Source organism: Bradyrhizobium sp. NBAIM14 (genome assembly GCF_020193895.1).
Classification (GTDB): Bacteria; Pseudomonadota; Alphaproteobacteria; order Rhizobiales; family Xanthobacteraceae; genus Bradyrhizobium; species Bradyrhizobium yuanmingense.
In genome coordinates this window covers 363819-382195 of sequence record NZ_JADYVQ010000004.1, presented here as the reverse complement: position 1 = coordinate 382195, position 18377 = coordinate 363819, and the positions used below count along the sequence as shown (strand labels likewise).

General features: G+C 65.2%; 20 protein-coding genes. 15 read left to right on the top strand and 5 right to left on the bottom strand.

All coding sequences use genetic code 11. From position 1 onward, the window contains the following. Positions 1-33: 33 nt before the first annotated feature. From I6F28_RS13570 to I6F28_RS13560, 3 genes are all read left to right on the top strand, one after another. A complete protein-coding gene (locus I6F28_RS13570; protein ID WP_225140100.1) occupies positions 34-2034 on the top strand; it encodes a S8/S53 family peptidase in 2001 nt (666 codons plus the stop codon). Between the two features lie 259 nt (positions 2035-2293). Continuing rightward, positions 2294-2524 carry a hypothetical protein gene (locus tag I6F28_RS13565; RefSeq protein ID WP_225140099.1) on the top strand — a complete coding sequence of 77 codons (231 nt, stop codon included), beginning with the start codon at positions 2294-2296 and terminating at the stop codon, positions 2522-2524. 2 nt (positions 2525-2526) lie between these two features. Further along, complete coding sequence (locus I6F28_RS13560; RefSeq protein ID WP_225140098.1) at positions 2527-2781, top strand: hypothetical protein; 255 nt, start codon at positions 2527-2529, stop codon at positions 2779-2781. On the opposite strand, the gene I6F28_RS13555 is transcribed toward I6F28_RS13560, so the two are convergent. Then, the gene (locus I6F28_RS13555; protein WP_225140097.1) at positions 2723-3880 is read right to left on the bottom strand and encodes an MFS transporter; all 1158 of its coding nucleotides are present in this window, start codon (positions 3878-3880) and stop codon (positions 2723-2725) included. The genes I6F28_RS13560 and I6F28_RS13555 overlap by 59 nt on opposite strands. A gap of 164 nt (positions 3881-4044) precedes the next feature. Between I6F28_RS13555 and I6F28_RS13550 the strand changes: the two genes are divergently transcribed. Next, on the top strand, positions 4045-5304 hold the full coding sequence (locus tag I6F28_RS13550; protein WP_036014983.1) for an adenylate/guanylate cyclase domain-containing protein: 1260 nt from the start codon (positions 4045-4047) through the stop codon (positions 5302-5304). A gap of 114 nt (positions 5305-5418) precedes the next feature. Here the strand turns inward: I6F28_RS13550 and I6F28_RS13545 are convergent, their stop codons facing one another. Beyond that, complete coding sequence (locus tag I6F28_RS13545; RefSeq protein WP_225140096.1) at positions 5419-6663, bottom strand: MFS transporter; 1245 nt, start codon at positions 6661-6663, stop codon at positions 5419-5421. Between the two features lie 169 nt (positions 6664-6832). Here I6F28_RS13545 and I6F28_RS13540 point away from each other — a divergent pair, with 169 nt between their 5' ends. Continuing rightward, complete coding sequence (locus I6F28_RS13540) at positions 6833-8185, top strand: Nramp family divalent metal transporter (protein WP_036014980.1); 1353 nt, start codon at positions 6833-6835, stop codon at positions 8183-8185. 57 nt (positions 8186-8242) lie between these two features. Here I6F28_RS13540 and I6F28_RS13535 read toward each other — a convergent pair whose 3' ends face one another. The 3 genes from I6F28_RS13535 to hemB form a co-directional block, all read right to left on the bottom strand. Next, positions 8243-9019 (bottom strand): arginyltransferase, encoded by a 777-nt coding sequence (locus I6F28_RS13535; protein ID WP_036014979.1) that lies wholly within the window; start codon positions 9017-9019, stop codon positions 8243-8245. Positions 9020-9087: 68 nt separating this feature from the next. Then, positions 9088-9630, bottom strand: coding sequence for an RDD family protein (locus I6F28_RS13530; protein WP_225140095.1), 543 nt, complete (start codon positions 9628-9630; stop codon positions 9088-9090). A gap of 229 nt (positions 9631-9859) precedes the next feature. Next, positions 9860-10921, bottom strand: a complete 1062-nt coding sequence (hemB, locus tag I6F28_RS13525; RefSeq protein WP_036025484.1) for a porphobilinogen synthase — start codon at positions 10919-10921, stop codon at positions 9860-9862. Between the two features lie 138 nt (positions 10922-11059). On the opposite strand from hemB, the gene I6F28_RS13520 reads away from it, so the two are divergent. The 10 genes from I6F28_RS13520 to nusB all read left to right on the top strand — a co-directional run bounded on the left by I6F28_RS13520 (position 11060) and on the right by nusB (position 18238). After that, positions 11060-11563 (top strand): DUF6163 family protein, encoded by a 504-nt coding sequence (locus I6F28_RS13520; protein ID WP_225140094.1) that lies wholly within the window; start codon positions 11060-11062, stop codon positions 11561-11563. 511 nt (positions 11564-12074) lie between these two features. Beyond that, the gene (gene ldtR, locus I6F28_RS13515; RefSeq protein WP_025036696.1) at positions 12075-12593 is read left to right on the top strand and encodes a transcriptional regulator LdtR; all 519 of its coding nucleotides are present in this window, start codon (positions 12075-12077) and stop codon (positions 12591-12593) included. Positions 12594-12796: 203 nt separating this feature from the next. After that, positions 12797-13033 (top strand): hypothetical protein, encoded by a 237-nt coding sequence (locus I6F28_RS13510; protein ID WP_036010478.1) that lies wholly within the window; start codon positions 12797-12799, stop codon positions 13031-13033. Positions 13034-13070: 37 nt separating this feature from the next. Then, positions 13071-13292: a hypothetical protein gene (locus tag I6F28_RS13505; protein ID WP_025036694.1), complete on the top strand. Its 222-nt coding sequence runs from the start codon at positions 13071-13073 to the stop codon at positions 13290-13292. Positions 13293-13555: 263 nt separating this feature from the next. Beyond that, positions 13556-14854 carry a serine hydroxymethyltransferase gene (gene glyA / locus I6F28_RS13500; protein WP_225140093.1) on the top strand — a complete coding sequence of 433 codons (1299 nt, stop codon included), beginning with the start codon at positions 13556-13558 and terminating at the stop codon, positions 14852-14854. Between the two features lie 71 nt (positions 14855-14925). Further along, complete coding sequence (gene nrdR / locus I6F28_RS13495) at positions 14926-15408, top strand: transcriptional regulator NrdR (protein WP_011087793.1); 483 nt, start codon at positions 14926-14928, stop codon at positions 15406-15408. Continuing rightward, the gene (gene ribD / locus I6F28_RS13490; protein ID WP_036010471.1) at positions 15405-16553 is read left to right on the top strand and encodes a bifunctional diaminohydroxyphosphoribosylaminopyrimidine deaminase/5-amino-6-(5-phosphoribosylamino)uracil reductase RibD; all 1149 of its coding nucleotides are present in this window, start codon (positions 15405-15407) and stop codon (positions 16551-16553) included. Before nrdR ends, ribD begins: the two co-directional genes overlap by 4 nt. Then, complete coding sequence (locus I6F28_RS13485; protein WP_057029743.1) at positions 16553-17182, top strand: riboflavin synthase; 630 nt, start codon at positions 16553-16555, stop codon at positions 17180-17182. Before ribD ends, I6F28_RS13485 begins: the two co-directional genes overlap by 1 nt. A gap of 62 nt (positions 17183-17244) precedes the next feature. Beyond that, positions 17245-17736, top strand: a complete 492-nt coding sequence (gene ribH / locus I6F28_RS13480; RefSeq protein ID WP_036010456.1) for a 6,7-dimethyl-8-ribityllumazine synthase — start codon at positions 17245-17247, stop codon at positions 17734-17736. Positions 17737-17740: 4 nt separating this feature from the next. Further along, positions 17741-18238, top strand: coding sequence for a transcription antitermination factor NusB (nusB, locus tag I6F28_RS13475; RefSeq protein WP_036010453.1), 498 nt, complete (start codon positions 17741-17743; stop codon positions 18236-18238). Positions 18239-18377 lie beyond the last annotated feature (139 nt).

The window sequence follows — 18377 nt, the reverse complement described above, 5'->3', positions numbered from 1 at the left end:
ACACGTCCCTGCAACCGAAGTGGAGAGCATTCCATGGCCGAGGAATTGCCGAGATGCTTCGACCCGTACCTCCGGTACGCAATCGCGAGCGAATTTAAGAACTTCGATTTTTTCGACGAGCAGGAGTCCAAGCTATTCCTGTTCGTGGAGCTTAAGCACGCCGGGCTCGCCGATAATTTTGTGAGAGCCATGAGTCCTAGTGACTTCGGCGCCGAATTCGGGCTGACCAGCCCGAACTCGCGATATCTGACCATGCGGGCTTACATAAGGGCTGTCGAGAAGGACAGTTTCCGGGCGTGGGACGACAACGTATCCCGGGTCGAGCTGTCCCTCCCGTTGAAGCCGACGGCCATACAAAAGGGTGCGCAGCGCAACAGGTCCGCGAGCGAACAACCACCGACACCTCTCCTCATCGGCGTGATCGACGATGGCTGTCCGTTCGCGGCCGCTCAGTTTGTCAAAAGGATCGCGGGTGTCGCATCCGGGACACGCGTGCGCGGTGTCTGGGATCAGAACGAGCACGCAGGCCGAGTCCCGATCCCGGTAGGTGCCGACGTCTTTGGCGAGAAGCCGTTCGATTTCAATTACGGCCTCGAGTTCCTTCGAGACTCCATATCCGGCGTGGTTGGGCTCAACGACTGGATCCAGTTGCACAAGAGGGCAAACACGATCGACGAGGATGGCTGCTACGCGCGTGGAGGTTTCAAGACCCTCAAGCATCAGGCCTCGCATGGTGCACATGTAATGGATGTCCTCGCCGGACGCATTCCGCTCTCGGCACGCATCGCGCGCCGCGATCCGCCAAGTTGGCAGCCCGGAGATCCCCTGACCGATCCCGCTTGCGAAGCAGATATCGTGTTCGTGCAGTTTCCCGAGAGCTGCCTTCGTGACGCGACCGGCGTCTGGCTGAAGGGTTACGTCGCCGATGCAGTCGATTACATCATGTCATTTGTCGATTCTGGCACAACGAACGTGGTGATCAATGTCAGCTACGGGCCGACAACCGGACCTCACAACGGCACGTCGGAGCTCGAGGGCAAGCTGAGGGAGCTTGTCACCCACTATGACGGCGTTTCCGTAAGTCCAAAGCTCGACGTCTTCCTGCCTGCCGGCAACAACTATCTGAGCGATGGGCACATCCATTTCGTCAGGCAAACCATGGCAGAGCCCGTCCATGTCGAATGGACGTGGCGCCTTCCCCCCGACAATACCGTGCTCTGCTTTGCCGAAGTCTGGATGAAGAAGAACTGCACGGACAATGTCATTGTTACGCTCACCTCGCCCGGCGGTCGTAGCTCCTCGTCGACTGCCGGTCCAGCGCCTCCCGGCCCCCCACCCCCGCCGCCCGCTGCACCGGCGCTTCCGCCCTATACCGGTGCGTATGCCCCCGTTGACTGGGGTGACAATAGGGTGTGGCTGATTGCGGTCGAGCCCACCATCGCGGGAGCCGGCATGGTGCCCGAGCATGGGAATTGGAAGATCAAGGTGGAGGGCATCGAGTTGGGGAGCGAGGTTCATGCCTATGTGGCACGTACCGATCCGAACATGAACATGCGCACGGGTGCGAAGCGTTCGTACTTCATCGACGCCGGATGGGAGGCGGGCCGCGCGGCCGAGGCCGGCTGCACGTATGCCGGTGGGGAATTTGACAAGACCGGCTCGCTTGTTTCTCGCCTGGGCACCCTCAACGGGATCGGTACGGACAGCGTCGCTGGTGTGCAGGTGGCCGGCGGCTACATTCTGTCGGCGCCGAAACGCAAGTCGCCTTATTCGTCGGCGGGCCCCGCACGAACCGGGCCGCTCCCACGGCGAGTTGGTCCCGACTATGCGCTGTTCTGCGACGAGTCAGATGCTCTGCAGGGTGTACGTGCCGGGGGCAATCGAAGCGGCGTGGTGTTTCGGCTCATCGGTACCAGTGCCGCCGCGCCGCAGCTGGCGCGATTGGTTGCGGATCGGCGACCGTTGACGGTGCACGATGCTCCAGCCAGCCCTCCGGACGAGAAGCGAGGTGATGGCGATCTCTATCCGCCGTGATGTGGGCGAAGAGCGCGCCAGCTGGAAGGGCATCCGGTCGGGGCAAGCTTCCGGCCGCCGCCGGCCTCGATGCAGAAGATCGCAGACACGCTCGCAAAGGAGAAGGCGCAGCTCTGGATCAACCACGACAACCGCCCAGCGCGACAGCCAGAGGATGGCGCCGGAGTTTTACCGACTGACCTTTCCCTGAGGCCGCTGCCACAAGGGTGGCAACAGCATCATGCTAGGGCCCGCGAAAGCTCCGTGACAGGAGAAGGTCGTGGGCGAGTGGGGCGGAGTTACGATCGCGCTTGTCTCGAGCAGCTTCGGCGGGACTGCCGCGGCCGTCACCCGCTACCTCGTCGGCGGCGCCGATCCCGTCCTGCTCGCGGCCCTCCGTTGGGGGATCGGTTTTCTCTGCCTGTTGCCTTGCGCGTTTCTGCTCCGCGTGTCGGCGGCGCTGGCGGCTGGCCTCGCGCAAAGCCCACCGGGCGCATGGCGCGGCGAGTGATCATGACCGGTGCGGTGTTCTGCATGGCGTTCTACAACGTGCTGTCGCGACCGCTGATGCAGCGCTCGAGCGCGCTCGGTTTTCTCACCGTCGGCATGGGCGCGGGCGCCGTCGTACTGGTGCTGGCGGGGTTGGCGAAAGGCAGCTTTGCAGCGCTCGAGCACTTCACGGCGGCGCAATGGATTGCCGGCGTGCTGGTCAATCCGGCCGCCGGCCGGCGCGGATCAGGAACAGCGCGGCCAGCGCCGAGAGGCTGAGCGCGGATGAGACGATCAGCACCTTGGCGCCCATGAGGTCGATGAGCAGGCCAAAGGCGAGCGGCGCCACCGCCTGCGCCATCCGTGCCGGCGCGCCGATGATGCCGAGGCGATAGCCGAAATCCTTCGGGCCGAAGATCGACAGCGGCAGGGTGCCGCGGGCGATCGTCAGGATGCCGTTGCCGGAGCCGTGGAACAACGCGAACGCGCTCGCCGCAGCGCCGCCAAAGATTGCGACGGTCACGGCGCCGAGCGGGTGGGTGAGGCTGGCGAGCCGCGTCGACCACAGCGGATGGAAGCGGCTGAGGAAGCCGGCCTCCAGCATGCGGGCACCAACTTGCGCCGGCCCGATCAATGCGCCGGCCGCGATCGCCTCGACTGGCGTTGCCCCCATCGTTTCCAGGATGCGCGGGAAATGCGCGGCCATCGCGCCGGTGACAGTCCAGACCGCCGCGAAGATGAAGGCCAGCAACATCATGGTGCGGTCGAGCGGCACATGCGGCTTCGCGGCCGCGGCTGCCGCCTGCTTGGCGCCCTTGATGACCGGCAGCATGAAGAAATTGAGCGGCAGGCCGATCAGGATATTGGCGGCGGCCCAGGCAAAACAGGTTTCGCGCCAGCCGATATGCGACAGGCCCCAGGCGGTGAGCGGCCAGCCGACGGTGGAGGCGAAGCCCGCCATCAGCGTGATGCCGGTGATCGGCCTGCGCGCCTCGGTGCCGTAGATGCGCCCCAAAGCGGCGAAGGCGGCATCGTAGAGCCCCATTGCCATGCCGATGCCGAGCACCAGCCAGGCGATCGCCATCACCATCACCGACTGCGAGATGCCAAGCAGCACGAGGCCGGCGGCAATGGTCACGTTGGACGCCGACAGCACCTGACGGCCGCCGACGAGATCGATCTGCCGTCCAATGCGCGGGCCCAGCATTGCGGAGATCACCAGCGCGGCCGAAAACGCACCGAAGATCCAGTTGGAGGAGACACCGAGCTCGCGTCCCATTGGGTCGGCGAGCAGCGCCGGCAGATAATAACTGGAGGCCCAGGCGAGGGTCTGCGTGGTGCCGAGCGCCAGGATGATCGGAAGCTGGCGCTGGGTCATGTCCCCGTATTTCTGATCGGCCGTGTCATCGGCGCATTTGCAGCTCGCGGCGAGAGCGCGTCAACCGCGTCTGCGGCATATTCGACCTGCTGCCGGCGGGGAGCCTTTGGGTTGTATGCAGATACCCCGCTTCCGCTCGTCACGAATGCACGCCATAATGGCGCATGCAATTGACCTCGCGCCTTACGCTGATGAACTGGCTGACCGGCCAGGGGCTCACGGGCCTGCCTGAAATTGAACTGCTCCGCGGCTTCTGCGAGCGTTGCTGCGCCGAGGGGCTGGAACTGTCGCGTGGCCTCGTCGTCATCGACACGCTGCATCCGATCTATGAAGGCCGCGGCTTCCGCTGGAGCGATCGTCCCAGCAACGAGAGCGATGCCTTCGAATACGGCTCGACCGCCGACGGCGACGCCGCCAAGAGCTGGCGCCGCTCGGTGTTCTTCCACATGCTCGAGAATGGCCACGACGAGATGGTGATCGATCTCGCCGATGCGCCGTCGATGGATTTCTCGCAGATCGGCGAGCTCGCCGAGAAGGGCCACAAGCACTATCTCGCATTCGTCCACCGCTTCGGCGAGAACGGGGCGCTCGGCCTGATGGATTGCCTCTATTCCTGCTGGACCACCCGCCGCGCGAGCGGGTTCTCCGGACTGGAGCTGGAAGCGCTGCGCGATCTGGTTCCGGTGTTGGGGCTCGCGATCAAGTCGGCGCAGCAGGTCGACATCGCGCGCACGCTCGGCCGGGTCTATCTCGGCCGCGACGCCTCCGAGCAGGTGCTGCGCGGGCGCATCTCGCGCGGCGTCACCGAGCGCATCAATGCCGTGCTTTGGTATTCGGACCTGCGCGGCTCGACCGGCATCAGCGAGAGCATCGGTCCCGACGAGATCATCCCGTTCCTCAACGACTATGCGCAGGCCGTGATCGATCCGATCCACGAAGCCGGCGGCGACGTACTGAAGCTGATCGGCGACGGCGTGCTCGCGATGTTCTGGGGCGAGGACATGGCGGATGCGCGGCGGGCCGCGCTCCGCGCCGAGCACCTGTTCCGCAAGAATGTCGCTGCGCTGAACGAACGGCGGGCGGCGGAGGGCCGTCCGACCACGTCAGCCTATATCGGCCTGCATGTCGGCGAGGTCTTCTACGGCAATATCGGCAGCGAGGACCGGCTTGATTTCACCGTGGTCGGCCCGACCGTCAACGAGGTCAGCCGCATCGCCTCGATGAGCCGCTCGGTGGATCGCGAGCTCTTGGCCTCGTCCGAATTCTACAAGGGCCTAGATGCCGCCGGCCGCCGCTACCTCGTCTCCACCGGCCGCTACGCGCTGCGCGGCATCGGCCGCGCGCAGGATCTCTACACGCTCGATCCGGAAGTCGACGCGAGCGAGCCGGTCAGGGGCAGCTACGAGCGCTATCTGGCGGGTTAGTCTCCGCGGCCTCAACAGGCGCCGTCATTGCGAGCGCAGCGAAGCAATCCAGAGTCCCTCAACGGAGGGACCCTGGATTGCGTCGTCGCTACGCTCCTCGCAATGCACTTGTGGTCAGCACCGCGCCGCCACCTCATCTCCCACCATGTCCGGCTGCCGGTCCAGTCCCACTGCCGGTGACAGCAGGATCACCAGCGCCTGCACGCCGAATATCGCCGCGGCGAGATAGAGGCATGCCTCCGCGCTCCAGAGGCCGCCGACGAGCGCGCCCAGCACTGAACCGAGCGGGCGGGCGCCGTAGCTCATGATGTTGATGGCGGAGACGCGCCCGAGCAGTCTCGGCGGCGTCACGGACTGACGCAGCGTCGTGGTCGAGATCACCCACAGGATCGGGCCGACGCCGAGCAGGAAGAAGCTCAAGCCCGCGAGCCAGGGCGAGGGGACCAGCACCGTCAGCGCCATCACCAAGGCGGCGACGAAGCCCGTGACCGGGCCGAGCCCCACCACGGTGCCAAAGGCGATGCGCTTCATCACGCGCGTGGCGAGGAGCGCGCCGATCACCATGCCGACGCCGTACATCGTCAGCACCGTGCCGACACCGGCGGCGCTCAGACCGAGATGGCGCACGGCGTAGGGCACGAACACCGCGATCTGCAGGAACCAACCGGTGTTGAAGATGAACTGGGTGATGAAGACCGGCCGCAGCAGCGGATGGTGAAACACGAAGGCCGCGCCCTCGCGGATCTCTTGGAGCGGATGCCGCCGGGGCGCCGGCGCACGTGCGGGCTCGTAGATGCCGGAGAGCAGCACGACCGCGATGGCCGAGAGCGCCGCGGCAAAGCCGAACGCCGGGCTCGCGCCCCACCACCCAACCAGCGCACCGCCGAGTGCAGGCCCGCTGGCGAAGGCGATGGTGCGCGCCAGCTCGATGCGCGCATTCGCCGCCGGCAACAAGTTGGAGCTCACCAGCGAGGGCACCAGCGCCGGTGCTGCCACGCTGTAAACGACGGTGCCGCACACGGCGGCGAAGCCGAGCAGGGCCAGCAGCGGCAGGTTGAGGGCTCCCAGCGCGAGCAGCAGCACGACGGCCGCGAGCGCCACCGCCCGCAGCGCCTCGGCGCTCGCCATCAGCCTGCGGCGGGAAATTCGGTCTGCAAGCACGCCGGCGGGGATGGCGAACAGGACGAAGGGCAGGGTGAGCGCGGTCTGCAGCAGGCCGGTCTGGCCTTCGGCCACCCCCAGCGTCAGCACGGCGACGATGGGCGCTGCCGCGAGCGCGATCTGCTCGGCCGACTGCGCTGCGAGATTGGACCAGGCGAGGCGGTTGAAAGTGTCAGGAAGGCGAGGCGGCGTTGACATGGCGCATATCCCGTAGAGGCGAATTTGCGCCAATGTTGGCCCCCGATGACCACCAAACCCACCCGCTTCCCGACAAGAGGCGATTTCCGCGATCGGCGGCGGGAATGCCCGCCGCTAGATGCAGTTGCAAATGAGTTGCAATAAGAATGAACTTGGGTATTCTGCCGATATGGATGCCCGATCACCCCACATAACTCCCGACCTCGCCGGCTGGCGCGCTGATGCGCCCACCACCAAAAGCCTCGCTGAGGTTAATTCCACCGTTGCCATTCCCGCCGCGGGCCGCTGGTGGCGCCGGCTGCTGGCCTTCGTCGGGCCGGGCTACCTCGTCTCGGTCGGCTATATGGACCCCGGCAATTGGGCGACCGATCTCGCCGGCGGGTCGAAGTTCGGCTACACGCTGCTCTCCGTCATCCTGATCTCGAACTTGATGGCGATCCTGCTCCAGTCGCTGGCGGCTCGGCTCGGCATCGTCACCGACCGCGATCTCGCGCAGGCCTGCCGCGCCTCCTATCCCCGGGTGGTGAACTTCCTGCTCTGGCTCGCCTGCGAGGCGGCCATCATCGCCTGCGATCTCGCCGAGGTGATCGGCACGGCGATCGCGCTGAAGCTGCTGTTCGGCATTCCCCTGATTGGCGGCGCATTGATTGCAGCCCTCGACGCCTTCCTGCTGCTGCTGCTGATGAACCGGGGCTTCCGCTTCCTGGAGGCTTTCGTCATCGCGCTGCTGGTGGTGATCGCCGTTTGCTTCGCGGTGCAGATCGCGGCGGCGGCTCCGCCGGTGGCAGAGGTCTTGCGGGGCTTCGTGCCCAAGAGCGAGATCTTCACCAATTCCGACATGCTCTACATCGCGATCGGCATCATCGGCGCCACCGTGATGCCGCACAATCTCTACCTGCACTCCTCGATCGTGCAGACGCGCGCTTATGAACGCAACGACACCGGCCGGCGCGAAGCGATCAAATGGGCGACGACGGACTCGACCATCGCGCTGATGCTGGCGCTGTTCATCAACGCCGCGATCCTCGTCGTCGCTGCTGCGACCTTCCACAAGAGCGGCCATTCCGACGTGGCCGGGATTGAGCAGGCGTTCGAGCTGCTGTCGCCGCTGCTCGGCCTCGGCATCGCCTCGACGCTGTTCGCGGTGGCGCTGCTCGCCTCGGGCCTCAACTCGACGGTCACTGCGACGCTCGCCGGCCAGATCGTGATGGAGGGCTTTCTCGATCTGCGCCTGCCCAGCTGGGCGCGCCGCCTCTTGACCCGCGGCATCGCCATCATTCCCGTGATCATCGTCACCGCGATCTACGGCGAGCGCGGCACTGCGGATTTGCTGGTGTTCAGCCAGGTCGTGCTGTCGATGCAGCTGCCTTTCGCGGTGATTCCGCTGGTCCGCTTCGTCTCCGACCGCCGCAAGATGGGCAAGTTCGCGATCCCGATGTCGGTTGCCGCGGTCGCCTGGATCGTCGCGGGCATCATCGTGATTTTGAATCTGAAGCTGCTGGCAGATACGTTTTTTGGGTGAGTAGCGAATGGCGAGTAGCGAGTGGGGGGTGTCATCCTATTCGCTACTCGCCATTCACTAATCCTGCGGCTCGGACGCCGTGTCGCCCTGCGCGTCAATGCGCAGCCAGCCTGAGGGGGCGAGGCGCTGCTGCGGCAGGAAGCGGGCCTTGTAGTCCATCTTCTTGGAGCCTTCGATCCAGTAGCCGAGATAGACGTAAGGCAGCCCTTGCCGTCGCGCACGGGCGATATGGTCGAGGATCATGAAGGTGCCCATCGAGCGGCTGACCTGGCCAGGCTCGAAGAACGAATAGACCATCGACAGGCCGTCGCTGAGAACGTCGGTGAGCGCCACTGCGATCAGCTCCTCGCCGCGGCCGGTGATGCCGCTGTCGGGGCCGCGCTTGCGGTATTCGATGATGCGGGTCTCGACGTGGCTGTCCTCGACCATCATGGCGTAGTCGAGCACGGTCATGTCGGCCATCCCGCCGTGGCGGTGGCGGGCGTCGAGATAGGCGCGGAACACCGAATATTGCTCGGAGGTCGGCACCGCGCTGCGCTGCTCGCCGATGATGTCGGCGTTGCGGGCCATCACCTTGCGGAAGTTGCGCGAGGGGCGGAACTCGTTGGCGATGACCCGGACCGAGACGCAGGCCCGGCACTGGTCGCAGGCGGGACGGTAGGCGATCGACTGGCTGCGGCGGAAACCGCCATGGGTGAGCAGGTCGTTGAGGTCACCGGCGCGGTCCCCGACCAGATGCGTGAACACCTTGCGCTCATGTCGGCCCGGCAAATACGGGCAGGGTGAGGGCGCCGTGAGGTAAAACTGGGGGGTGTCGCGCGAGTGCTGGGTCAAGGGACGTCGTGGGCCTCCGAAACAGGCATTAGCATCGCGCTCCAAAAGCCCCCGGTCAATCGATTAGCTCACCACGTCCGCGCCGCCTGCGGAGTGGGTATGCGAACCGAATTGTTGATCACGACCGTTCCCAGCACGAAATCGTGCAGCAGGCGACGGCGGCCGTTGAACAGGCCGACCAGCACCACGAACGGCGACAGGAACGAGACCGTCACCCAGAACAGCACGGCATGGGTGGCGCCGAGCACGAAGTAGCCGGGCGCGCCGTACCAGGTGCGCAGCTCCAGGTCCATCAGGCGCATGCCGACCGTGGCGGAGGACGCACCGCCGATGCTGGCGCCGTAATAGACGATAGCCCAGATCACGGAGGCCGGCCAGGCGATCCAGAACAGCGCCCAGCCGATGCCGAGGGTGACCACGCCGAACAAGGCGATGAAGATGTAGCCGAGGATCACCGGCACCGAGATCACGACCATATCGATCAGGAAGGCGAACACCCGCCGCGTCGCGACGCCCCGGAACAGTTCCGGATGCAGGTCAGGGTCGTAGGCATGCGGTCGCATGGCGCCGTCATTGCGCCAGCCGCCTGAATTGCCCGAGTTGTACGACATGGTCCGTTCTCCCAGCGAAGCTCCCCTCGCAGGACATGGGAACAGGCCATGCCCGTGCCAAGGGCGCGCGGGCGGCAGCAAGCCGAAATATTCCGGCGATTCGGGCGCGGTGATCGGGCGGTCCTGTAGGGTGGGCAAAGGCGCGCTTGCGCCGTGCCCACCATTGCCCGCCGACTTACACGATGGATGAATCGGTGGGCCCGCTTCGCTTGGCCCACCCTACGACAGCTTACGTCTGGCCCCGCAGCTTCTCCGCCGCCTTCGGCGCAAAATAGCTCAGCACACCGTCGGCGCCGGCGCGTTTGAAGGCGAGCAGGCTTTCCATCATGGCACGGTCGCCGTCGAGCCAGCCGTTGTTCGCGGCTGCGGCGATCATCGCGTATTCGCCGGAGACCTGATAGGCGAAGGTCGGCATCGCAAACGTGTCCTTCACGCGGCGGACCACGTCGAGATAGGGCATGCCGGGCTTCACCATCACCATGTCGGCGCCCTCGGCGATGTCGAGCTCGACCTCCCGCAGCGCTTCATCGGTGTTGGCGCTATCCATCTGATAGGTGCGCTTGTCGCCGGTGAGCGTCTTGGCCGAGCCGATGGCGTCGCGGAACGGGCCATAGAAGGCGGAGGCGTATTTCGCGGCATAGGCCATGATCTGCACGTCGAGCAGGCCGGCGCGGTCCAGCCCCTCGCGGATCGCGGCGACGCGGCCGTCCATCATGTCGGAGGGCGCGATGATGTCGCAGCCGGCTTCGGCCTGCACCAAGGCCTGACGCACCAGCACGGCGACCGTCTCGTCATTCAGGATCTTGCCGTCGGAGATCAGGCCGTCATGGCCGTGGCTGGTGAAGGGATCGAGCGCGACGTCGCAGAGGATACCGATCTCCGGAAACTCCTTCTTGATCGCGCGCACGGCCTGGCAGACCAGGTTGTTCGGGTTGGTGGCTTCCGAGCCTTCCTCGTCGCGCAGGGACGGATCGGTGTAGGGAAACAGCGCGATGCAGGGGATGGTCAGCTTCATCGCGCGCTCGGCCTCGCGCACGGCCTGGTCGACGCTGAGGCGGTCGACGCCGGGCATCGAGGCGACCTGCTCGCGCTTGTTGGTGCCGTCGATCAGGAACAGCGGCCAGATCAGGTCGTCGGTGGTGAGGACGTTCTCGCGCACCATGCGCCGGGCCCACTCGGCCTTGCGGTTGCGGCGCGGACGGACGGTCAGATCGAGGGCATGCGGCACTGCCGTGCTGTCCCGGCGCGAAACGTCGCGCAATTCGATCGGACGTCCGTATTTGATCGCCATCACTCTTCCTCCGGCTGGAATTATTCTTATACCAGCTCGCATGGTTCCCGTCACCGCGGCTTGACCTGCCGCAAGGCAGATCTGAACCTGACTTGGGCAGCCGATTGATTTTGCGGGCCGAAGCAGCCAGAAGGGGCCATGTCCGAGATCTCCACCCGCGATGCGGCCCCAGGCGGCGCCAATGCCAGGGACGCTGCCCGTGACACTGCCCGAGAGAGCGCGCTCTCAGTGGCGGCGATCTCCTCGGAGCGCTCGGAGTCCGACGACAATGTCTGGACCCGACGGCTGGTGCTGTTCCTGCGGGTGATGGCGCTGCTCTCGATCCTGAAAGGCCTCTATCACTGGGCGCAGGTCACGGGCTTCGTCGGCGGCGAGGACGAGGCGTTCGAGAACCAGTCGATGGCCTGGCAGGCCGCGACGGTCTACTTCGCGGTGATCGAGCTCGTCGCCGCCGTCGGCCTCTGGCTGGCGACGCCCTGGGGCGCGGTGGTGTGGCTGACGACCGTGGTGTCGATGGCCGTGATCGAGCTGATGTTCCCGGGAATCTACGGCGGCAGCCTCGTCGTGGTCGGCGTCGAGGTCTTCATGCTTGCCGCTTATCTTGCGCTCGCCTGGATGGCCGCGCGCGAGCGGCCGCCGTAGCGCGCAGAGATTCACGCTCACGCTCTCGTGCCCCGGACGCAGCACGCCGAAGTTTGCGGCGTGATGCGTTGCAGAGCCGGGGCCCATCTTTCCGATATCTCGCTTTTGGCTTCTGGGATCCCGGGTCTGCGCGCCGCTTGCTGCGCTTGTCCGGGACAGGAGAATGTTGCGTTTGGTTGACCGCTGGTTGCCTAAAATTCGCGGTAAGTTTTCGTTGACCAGCCGGTTCCGCCACAGCTCTTACGCGTGCGTTTCGAAACGGGGCGGGGCTGTTCTGGAATGCGACAACAGCGGCGGACGGAGGGTGAACAGGACCTTGCGAAGGTCAACAGAGGCTTTCAAAAAGTACTTGTGGCACAGGCTTAATGCGCAATTCACTGTCTTAAATTCATGATCTCTTTATTCTCTTATTTAAGCCGATCTTCAAACGCCCCTCTTAAGTTGCACCTATCAGACGGGACACAAGTTTCGTCGAATAAGTGTCGATAAAAACGACAACAGGGGAAGTGTCATGATGAAAGCCGTCGCAACTGCGGCAGATACCGCAGAGCGCGTCTCCGGCCAGCAGGGTTCGGTGCAGTCGCTCTATCTGGAAGCTTTGACTCTGGTGGAGCGGCTGCATCGCCGGCTCCTCGACGTAATCAAGGACGAATTCGATCGCCGCGGCCGTGCGGACATCAACTCGGTCCAGGCGCTCTTGCTCTATAACATCGGCGACAAGGAGCTGACCGCGGGCGAATTGCGCACGCGCGGTTACTATCTCGGCTCCAACGTCTCCTACAATCTGAAGAAGCTCGTCGAGCTCGGCTTCCTCGATCATCAGCGCTCGCGCGTCGATCGCCGCTCGGTGCGCATCCGCCTGACCCCGCAGGGCCAGGAAGTCCGCCGCATCGTCGATGCGCTCTACCAGAAGCACGTCAAGACGGTGGAGCAGGTCGGCGGCATCTCCGGCGACGAGTTTGCGACCCTCAACAAGTCGCTGCACCGCCTGGAGCGGTTCTGGACCGACCAGATCCTCTATCGCCTCTGAGTTCTAAAGGGATCTGGGCGAAGCCGGCCCGCAACAAGACCGGCAGCCCTCCCGAACGTGCCTGACTTCCCCAAGCGCGCTGGTCCGGAGTTGCCCCGGACCGGTGCGTTGATATTTTTTTTGCACCTGCGAAAAAATCCCCCCGGCAGCCAGGAACCAGTTCCGGGCTCGGCGCTTATCTTCTTCGGATCGGAGAAACGGCGATGCTGGTCGAGCGCGGGCTTCGGGTGATGAACGTGGAGCTCGTCAGCGAGGCCTACGCCATCGCCGCGAACTACCTTCGCCGCTCCGGCGCAATCCCGGACACTCTCGTTACCGACGACCGCCTGCTTCACCTGATCGTCAAGCTGCTCCAGCAGGGCGAATTCAACAAGATCAGGCTGGCCAACAGGGCGATCGCCCGGTTCCAGGCGCAGACCGAGGCCAGAGCGGTTGCCTGATCAAAACCCCCAAGATCCCGACCAACCAGAGGATGCCATGGAAGCTGCCATCGACCGCATCATGCAGACCTACGACCTGCTCGCCAATCGCACCGCGGCGGCCAGCGCCGAGGCGCGTGAAAAGGTCACGAACTACCTCAACATCCTGATGGAAGCCGGCGAGACCGACACCCATAGGTTAACGGTCTGCGGCCTGACCTATCTGCGCCAGCTCGACGGCAGCGTCGACCCCGTGAAGGCGGGGTATACCGGGCTGTAAAACGACGCCGGCTGCCCCGGCGGCAGCTGGCAAGAAATAAGGCCCAAAGCGGCCCCACCGCGATATTGATGGGGAGCGGATCTCGCAAGACCGCTCCCGGGCTGAAAACTCCCAATCCCACCATATCTTGCATAAATATCTGGCCCGACCCGCAAATGCTTGGCCGCGGTCGGCCGATGTGGTAGATCGCGCGTGCTTCCGACCGCCACACCAGACCCGCCCGTAGCCCGCCAAAAGGCTGCGGCGGTGGAGATATTCGCAAGATGACCGCACCCAAGTCCGCCTCCGCGCCCGATTCGTTTTTCACCGCCTCGCTCGAGCAGGCCGATCCGGAAATCGCTGCCGCCATCAAGGGTGAGCTCGGTCGGCAGCGCCACGAGGTCGAGCTGATCGCCTCCGAGAACATCGTCAGCCGGGCCGTGCTGGAAGCGCAGGGTTCGGTCATGACCAACAAATACGCGGAAGGTTATCCGGGCGCGCGCTATTACGGCGGTTGTGAGTGGGTCGACGTCGCCGAGAACCTTGCGATCGATCGTGCCAAGAAGCTGTTCGGCGCCAGTTTTGCCAACGTGCAGCCGAACTCCGGCAGCCAGATGAACCAGGCGGTGTTCCTGGCGCTGCTGCAGCCGGGCGACACCTTCATGGGTCTCGATCTCGCCGCCGGCGGCCATCTCACCCATGGCTCGCCCGTGAACATGAGCGGCAAGTGGTTCAAGGCCGCGCACTACACCGTGCGCCGCGAGGACCAGATCATCGACATGGATGCGGTGGCCAAGCAGGCCGAAGAGGTCAAGCCGAAGCTGATCATCGCCGGCGGCTCGGCCTATTCGCGCGCCTGGGACTTCAAGCGTTTCCGCGAGATCGCCGACAGCGTCGGCGCTTACCTGCTGGTCGACATGGCGCATTTCGCTGGGCTCGTCGCCGGCGGCGTGCATGCTTCACCGGTGACGTATGCGCACGTCACCACCACCACGACGCACAAGTCGCTGCGTGGTCCGCGCGGCGGCCTGATGCTGTGGAATGACGAGACGCTGACCAAGAAGCTCAACTCGGCGATCTTCCCGGGTCTGCAGGGCGGTCCTTTGATGCACGTGATTGCGGCGAAGGCGGTCGCCTTCGGCGAGGCGCTGCGTCCGGATTTCAAGGTCTACGCCAAGAACATCGTCGAGAACGCCAAGGCCTTGGCCGAGACGTTGAAGGGCCATGGTCTCGATATCGTCTCCGGCGGCACCGACAATCATCTGATGCTGGTCGATCTCCGGCCGAAGGGCCTGAAGGGCAACGTCTCGGAGAAGGCGCTGGTTCGCGCCGCCATCACCTGCAACAAGAACGGCATTCCGTTCGACCCGGAATCGCCCTTTGTGACCTCGGGCATTCGGCTCGGCACGCCGGCTGCGACCAGCCGCGGCTTCGGCGTGGCCGAATTCCAGCAGGTCGGCGGCATGATCGCCGAGGTCCTCAATGCGATCGCGCAATCCTCCGACGGCAAGGCGCCGCTGGTGGAGGCTGCGATCAAGGAACGGGTCAAGGCGCTCACCGACCGGTTCCCGATCTACCAGTAAAGGCGCCGCATGATCCGGAAAAGTGGGTACCGATTTTCCGAAGAGATCATGCGAAAATAAAGGTCACACGGATGCGCTGCCCGAACTGCAACAGTCTCGATACGCAGGTAAAGGACTCGCGTCCGACCGAGGACTCGTCCGTGATCCGCAGGCGGCGCGTGTGCGTCGCCTGCAATTTCCGCTTCACCACCTTCGAGCGCGTACAGCTGCGCGAGCTCACGGTGATCAAACGCAACGGCCGCCGCGTGCCGTTCGATCGCGACAAGCTGATGCGCTCGGTGCAGATCTCACTTCGCAAGCGGCAGGTCGAGCCGGAGCGCGTCGAGAAGATGGTCTCCACCATCGTGCGCGAGCTCGAGACCGGAGGTGAGGCCGAGATCTCCTCGGAGGTGATCGGCGAGACCGTGATGGAGCATCTGCGCACGCTCGACGACGTCGCCTATGTGCGCTTTGCCTCGGTCTACCGCAATTTCCGCGAGGCCAAGGATTTCGCCGACGTGCTCGGCGAGCTCTCCGGCGAGGAGGAAGCGCGGCTCGCCGCGATCCGCAAATGATCTTCCGCATTCTGGAAGACCAGTTCGCGCAGAAGGCCCGCGAGGCCAAGGATGCTGATCGCCGTTTCATGGAGCTGGCGCTTGCGCTCGGTCGGCGCGGGCAGGGCCGGACCTGGCCCAATCCGGCCGTGGGCGCCGTCATCGTCAAGGACGGCGTCATCGTCGGCCGCGGCTGGACGCAAGCAGGCGGACGTCCGCACGGTGAGCCCGAGGCGTTGCGGCGGGCGGGCGAAGCAGCGCGGGGTGCCACGCTCTACGTCACGCTGGAGCCGTGCTCTCATTTCGGCAAGTCGCCGCCTTGCGCCGATGCTGTGATCGCCGCCGGCATCAAGCGCGTGGTGGCGGCGATCGAGGACCCCAATCCGGAAGTTGCGGGCCAGGGCCATGCGCGCCTGCGCGCCGCCGGCATCAATGTGGACGTCGGTCTGTGCGCGGCGGAGGCCGCGTTCGACCATGCCGGCCATTTCCGCCGCATCCGGGACCAGCGTCCTCATGTGATCCTGAAGCTCGCGGTCTCGCCTGACGGCAAGATCGGTGCGGCCGGCGGCAAGCCCCTTGCGATCACGGGGGAGGCGGCACGCAACCGCGTGCATCTGCTCCGCGCGCAAAGCGATGCCATCCTGGTCGGCATCGGCACGGTGCTGGCGGATGATCCGCAGCTCAACTGCCGCCTGCCGGGCATGGCGGCGCGCTCGCCGGTGCGCGTCGTGCTCGACCGGAGCCTGCGCATTCCCGCATCGAGCCAGCTGGTTCGGTCCGCGCGCGAGACGCCGCTTTGGGTGATCGCGTCCGAGCTTGCGGAAGCGGCCGCCGCGACGCGCCTTGGCGCGGCCGGTGCGCAAATCATGCGCATGCCTCCGGGGAGTGCATCCGGGCTCGATCTTTCGGCCGTGCTGCATGCGCTGGCGGACAAGGGCATCACACGGCTGATGGTCGAGGGCGGCAGCCGCGTTGCGGCATCGTTCGTCGCGGCCGATCTCGTCGACGAGGTCTGGCTGTTCCGCGGAGCGGAAGCGGTCGGCGAAGGCGGCGTCGATGCGCTCGATGCATTGCCCCTGTCGAAAATCACGCAGTCGCCGGCCTACAAGGTTCATGCTAGCGAGACCTGCGGCAAGGATAACCTCACCATCTACGAGCGCGCGTAATGTTCACCGGCATTGTCACCGATATCGGCGAGATCGTCAGCTTCACGCCAACGGCGCCGGGGCAGCTGCACCGGCTGCGGATCGCCTGCCGCTACGATCAGAGCACGATTGCGGACGGCGCCTCGATCGCCTGCAACGGTGTGTGCCTGACCGTGGTTGCCTCGGGCGTTGCGGATGGCAGGGACTCCAAGCAAAGGACCTGGTTCGACGTTGACACCGCGGCCGAGACGCTGGCGCTGACGACGGCCAAGCACTGGAAGGTCGGCACCAGGCTCAACCTCGAGCGCGCGCTGAAGATCGGCGATGAGCTCGGCGGCCATATCGTCGCCGGCCACGCCGATGGCATTGCAACCATCGTCAGCCGGGAGGACTTGCCGGATATGGCGCGGTTCGTGCTCTCGACGACGCGGGAGCTGGCACGGTTCATCGCCACCAAGGGCTCGATCACGCTCGACGGCGTCTCGCTGACGATCAATACGGTTGCAGACGTGACCTTTTCGGTGCTGATCATTCCGCACACGCTCGATGTCACGACGATCGGCAGCTGGAAGGCCGGGGATGAGGTTAATATCGAGGTCGACCTGATGGCCCGCTACGCGGCGCGGCTGACGGAAATGACGGTCTCTTAGAACTTGGCTTACCTGCTTCCGGCGACTACATAGCGCCGACCCCTTTCGAAACGGATTGAACGATGGCAGACGCGCGGCGCGCACCCCTGAAGGACCAGACCGACATTTCCGGCGCGCGCGCGCTGATTGTCGAGGCGCGGTTCTATGACGATCTCCAGGATGCGCTGCTGGACGGCGCGGTGGCCGAGCTGAAGGCGGCCGGCCTGACCCACGACGTCATTACGGTTCCCGGTGCGCTGGAGATCCCCGCGGCAGTCGCCATCGCGGTCGATGCCGCGGCGGCGAACGGCAGGCCCTATGATGCGGTGATCGCGCTCGGCTGCGTGATCCGCGGCGACACCATTCATTTCGAGATCGTCTCGCAGGAATCCTCGCGCGCGCTGATGGACCTCGCCGTGGCGCGGAAGCTGCCGCTCGGCAACGGCATCCTCACCGTCAACACCGAGGCGCAGGCCTGGGCGCGGGCGCGTGCCAGCGAGCTCAACAAGGGCGGCGATGCCGCGCGCGCCGCGCTTGCGATGCTGCGCATTAAACGCCGCCTGGCGCGGGCCTGAAGCCATGGCCGATAACACCAAAAAGCCGACCGGCGTTGTCGAGAAGAAGGCGAACCGGCGCGGTGCGGCACGGCTCGCAGCCGTGCAGGCACTGTACCAGATGGACATCGCCGGTGCGGGCATCAACGACATCTTTGCCGAATTCGAAAGCCATTGGCTCGGCAACGAGGTCGAGGGCGAGACGTATCTGCCGGCGGAAGCCGCCTTTTTCCGCGACGTCGTCTCCGGCGTCGTCCGCGACCAGAAGAAGCTCGATCCTCTGATCGACGAGGCGCTGTCGAAGGGCTGGCCGCTCAAGCGGATCGAGGCGATCCTGCGGGCAGTGCTGCGGGCAGGAGCCTATGAGCTCCAGCATCGCAAGGACGTGCCGGGCCGGGTGGTGGTCTCCGAATATGTCGACGTCGCCAATGCTTTCGTCGACCGCGAGGAGACCGGCATGGTCAACGCCGTGCTCGACCAGATCGGCCGGCAGTTTCGCGGCGACGAGTTCGGGCGGGGGTAGTTTCCCGCGAGGGCGGTGAAGTGATGCGAGACGACTGCCCCATTCTCCGTCGTCATCACCCGCGAAGGCGGGTGATCCAGTACGCCGCGGCCTATCGGGCTAACACGACTGTCTCTCGAATACTGGATCGCCCGGTCAA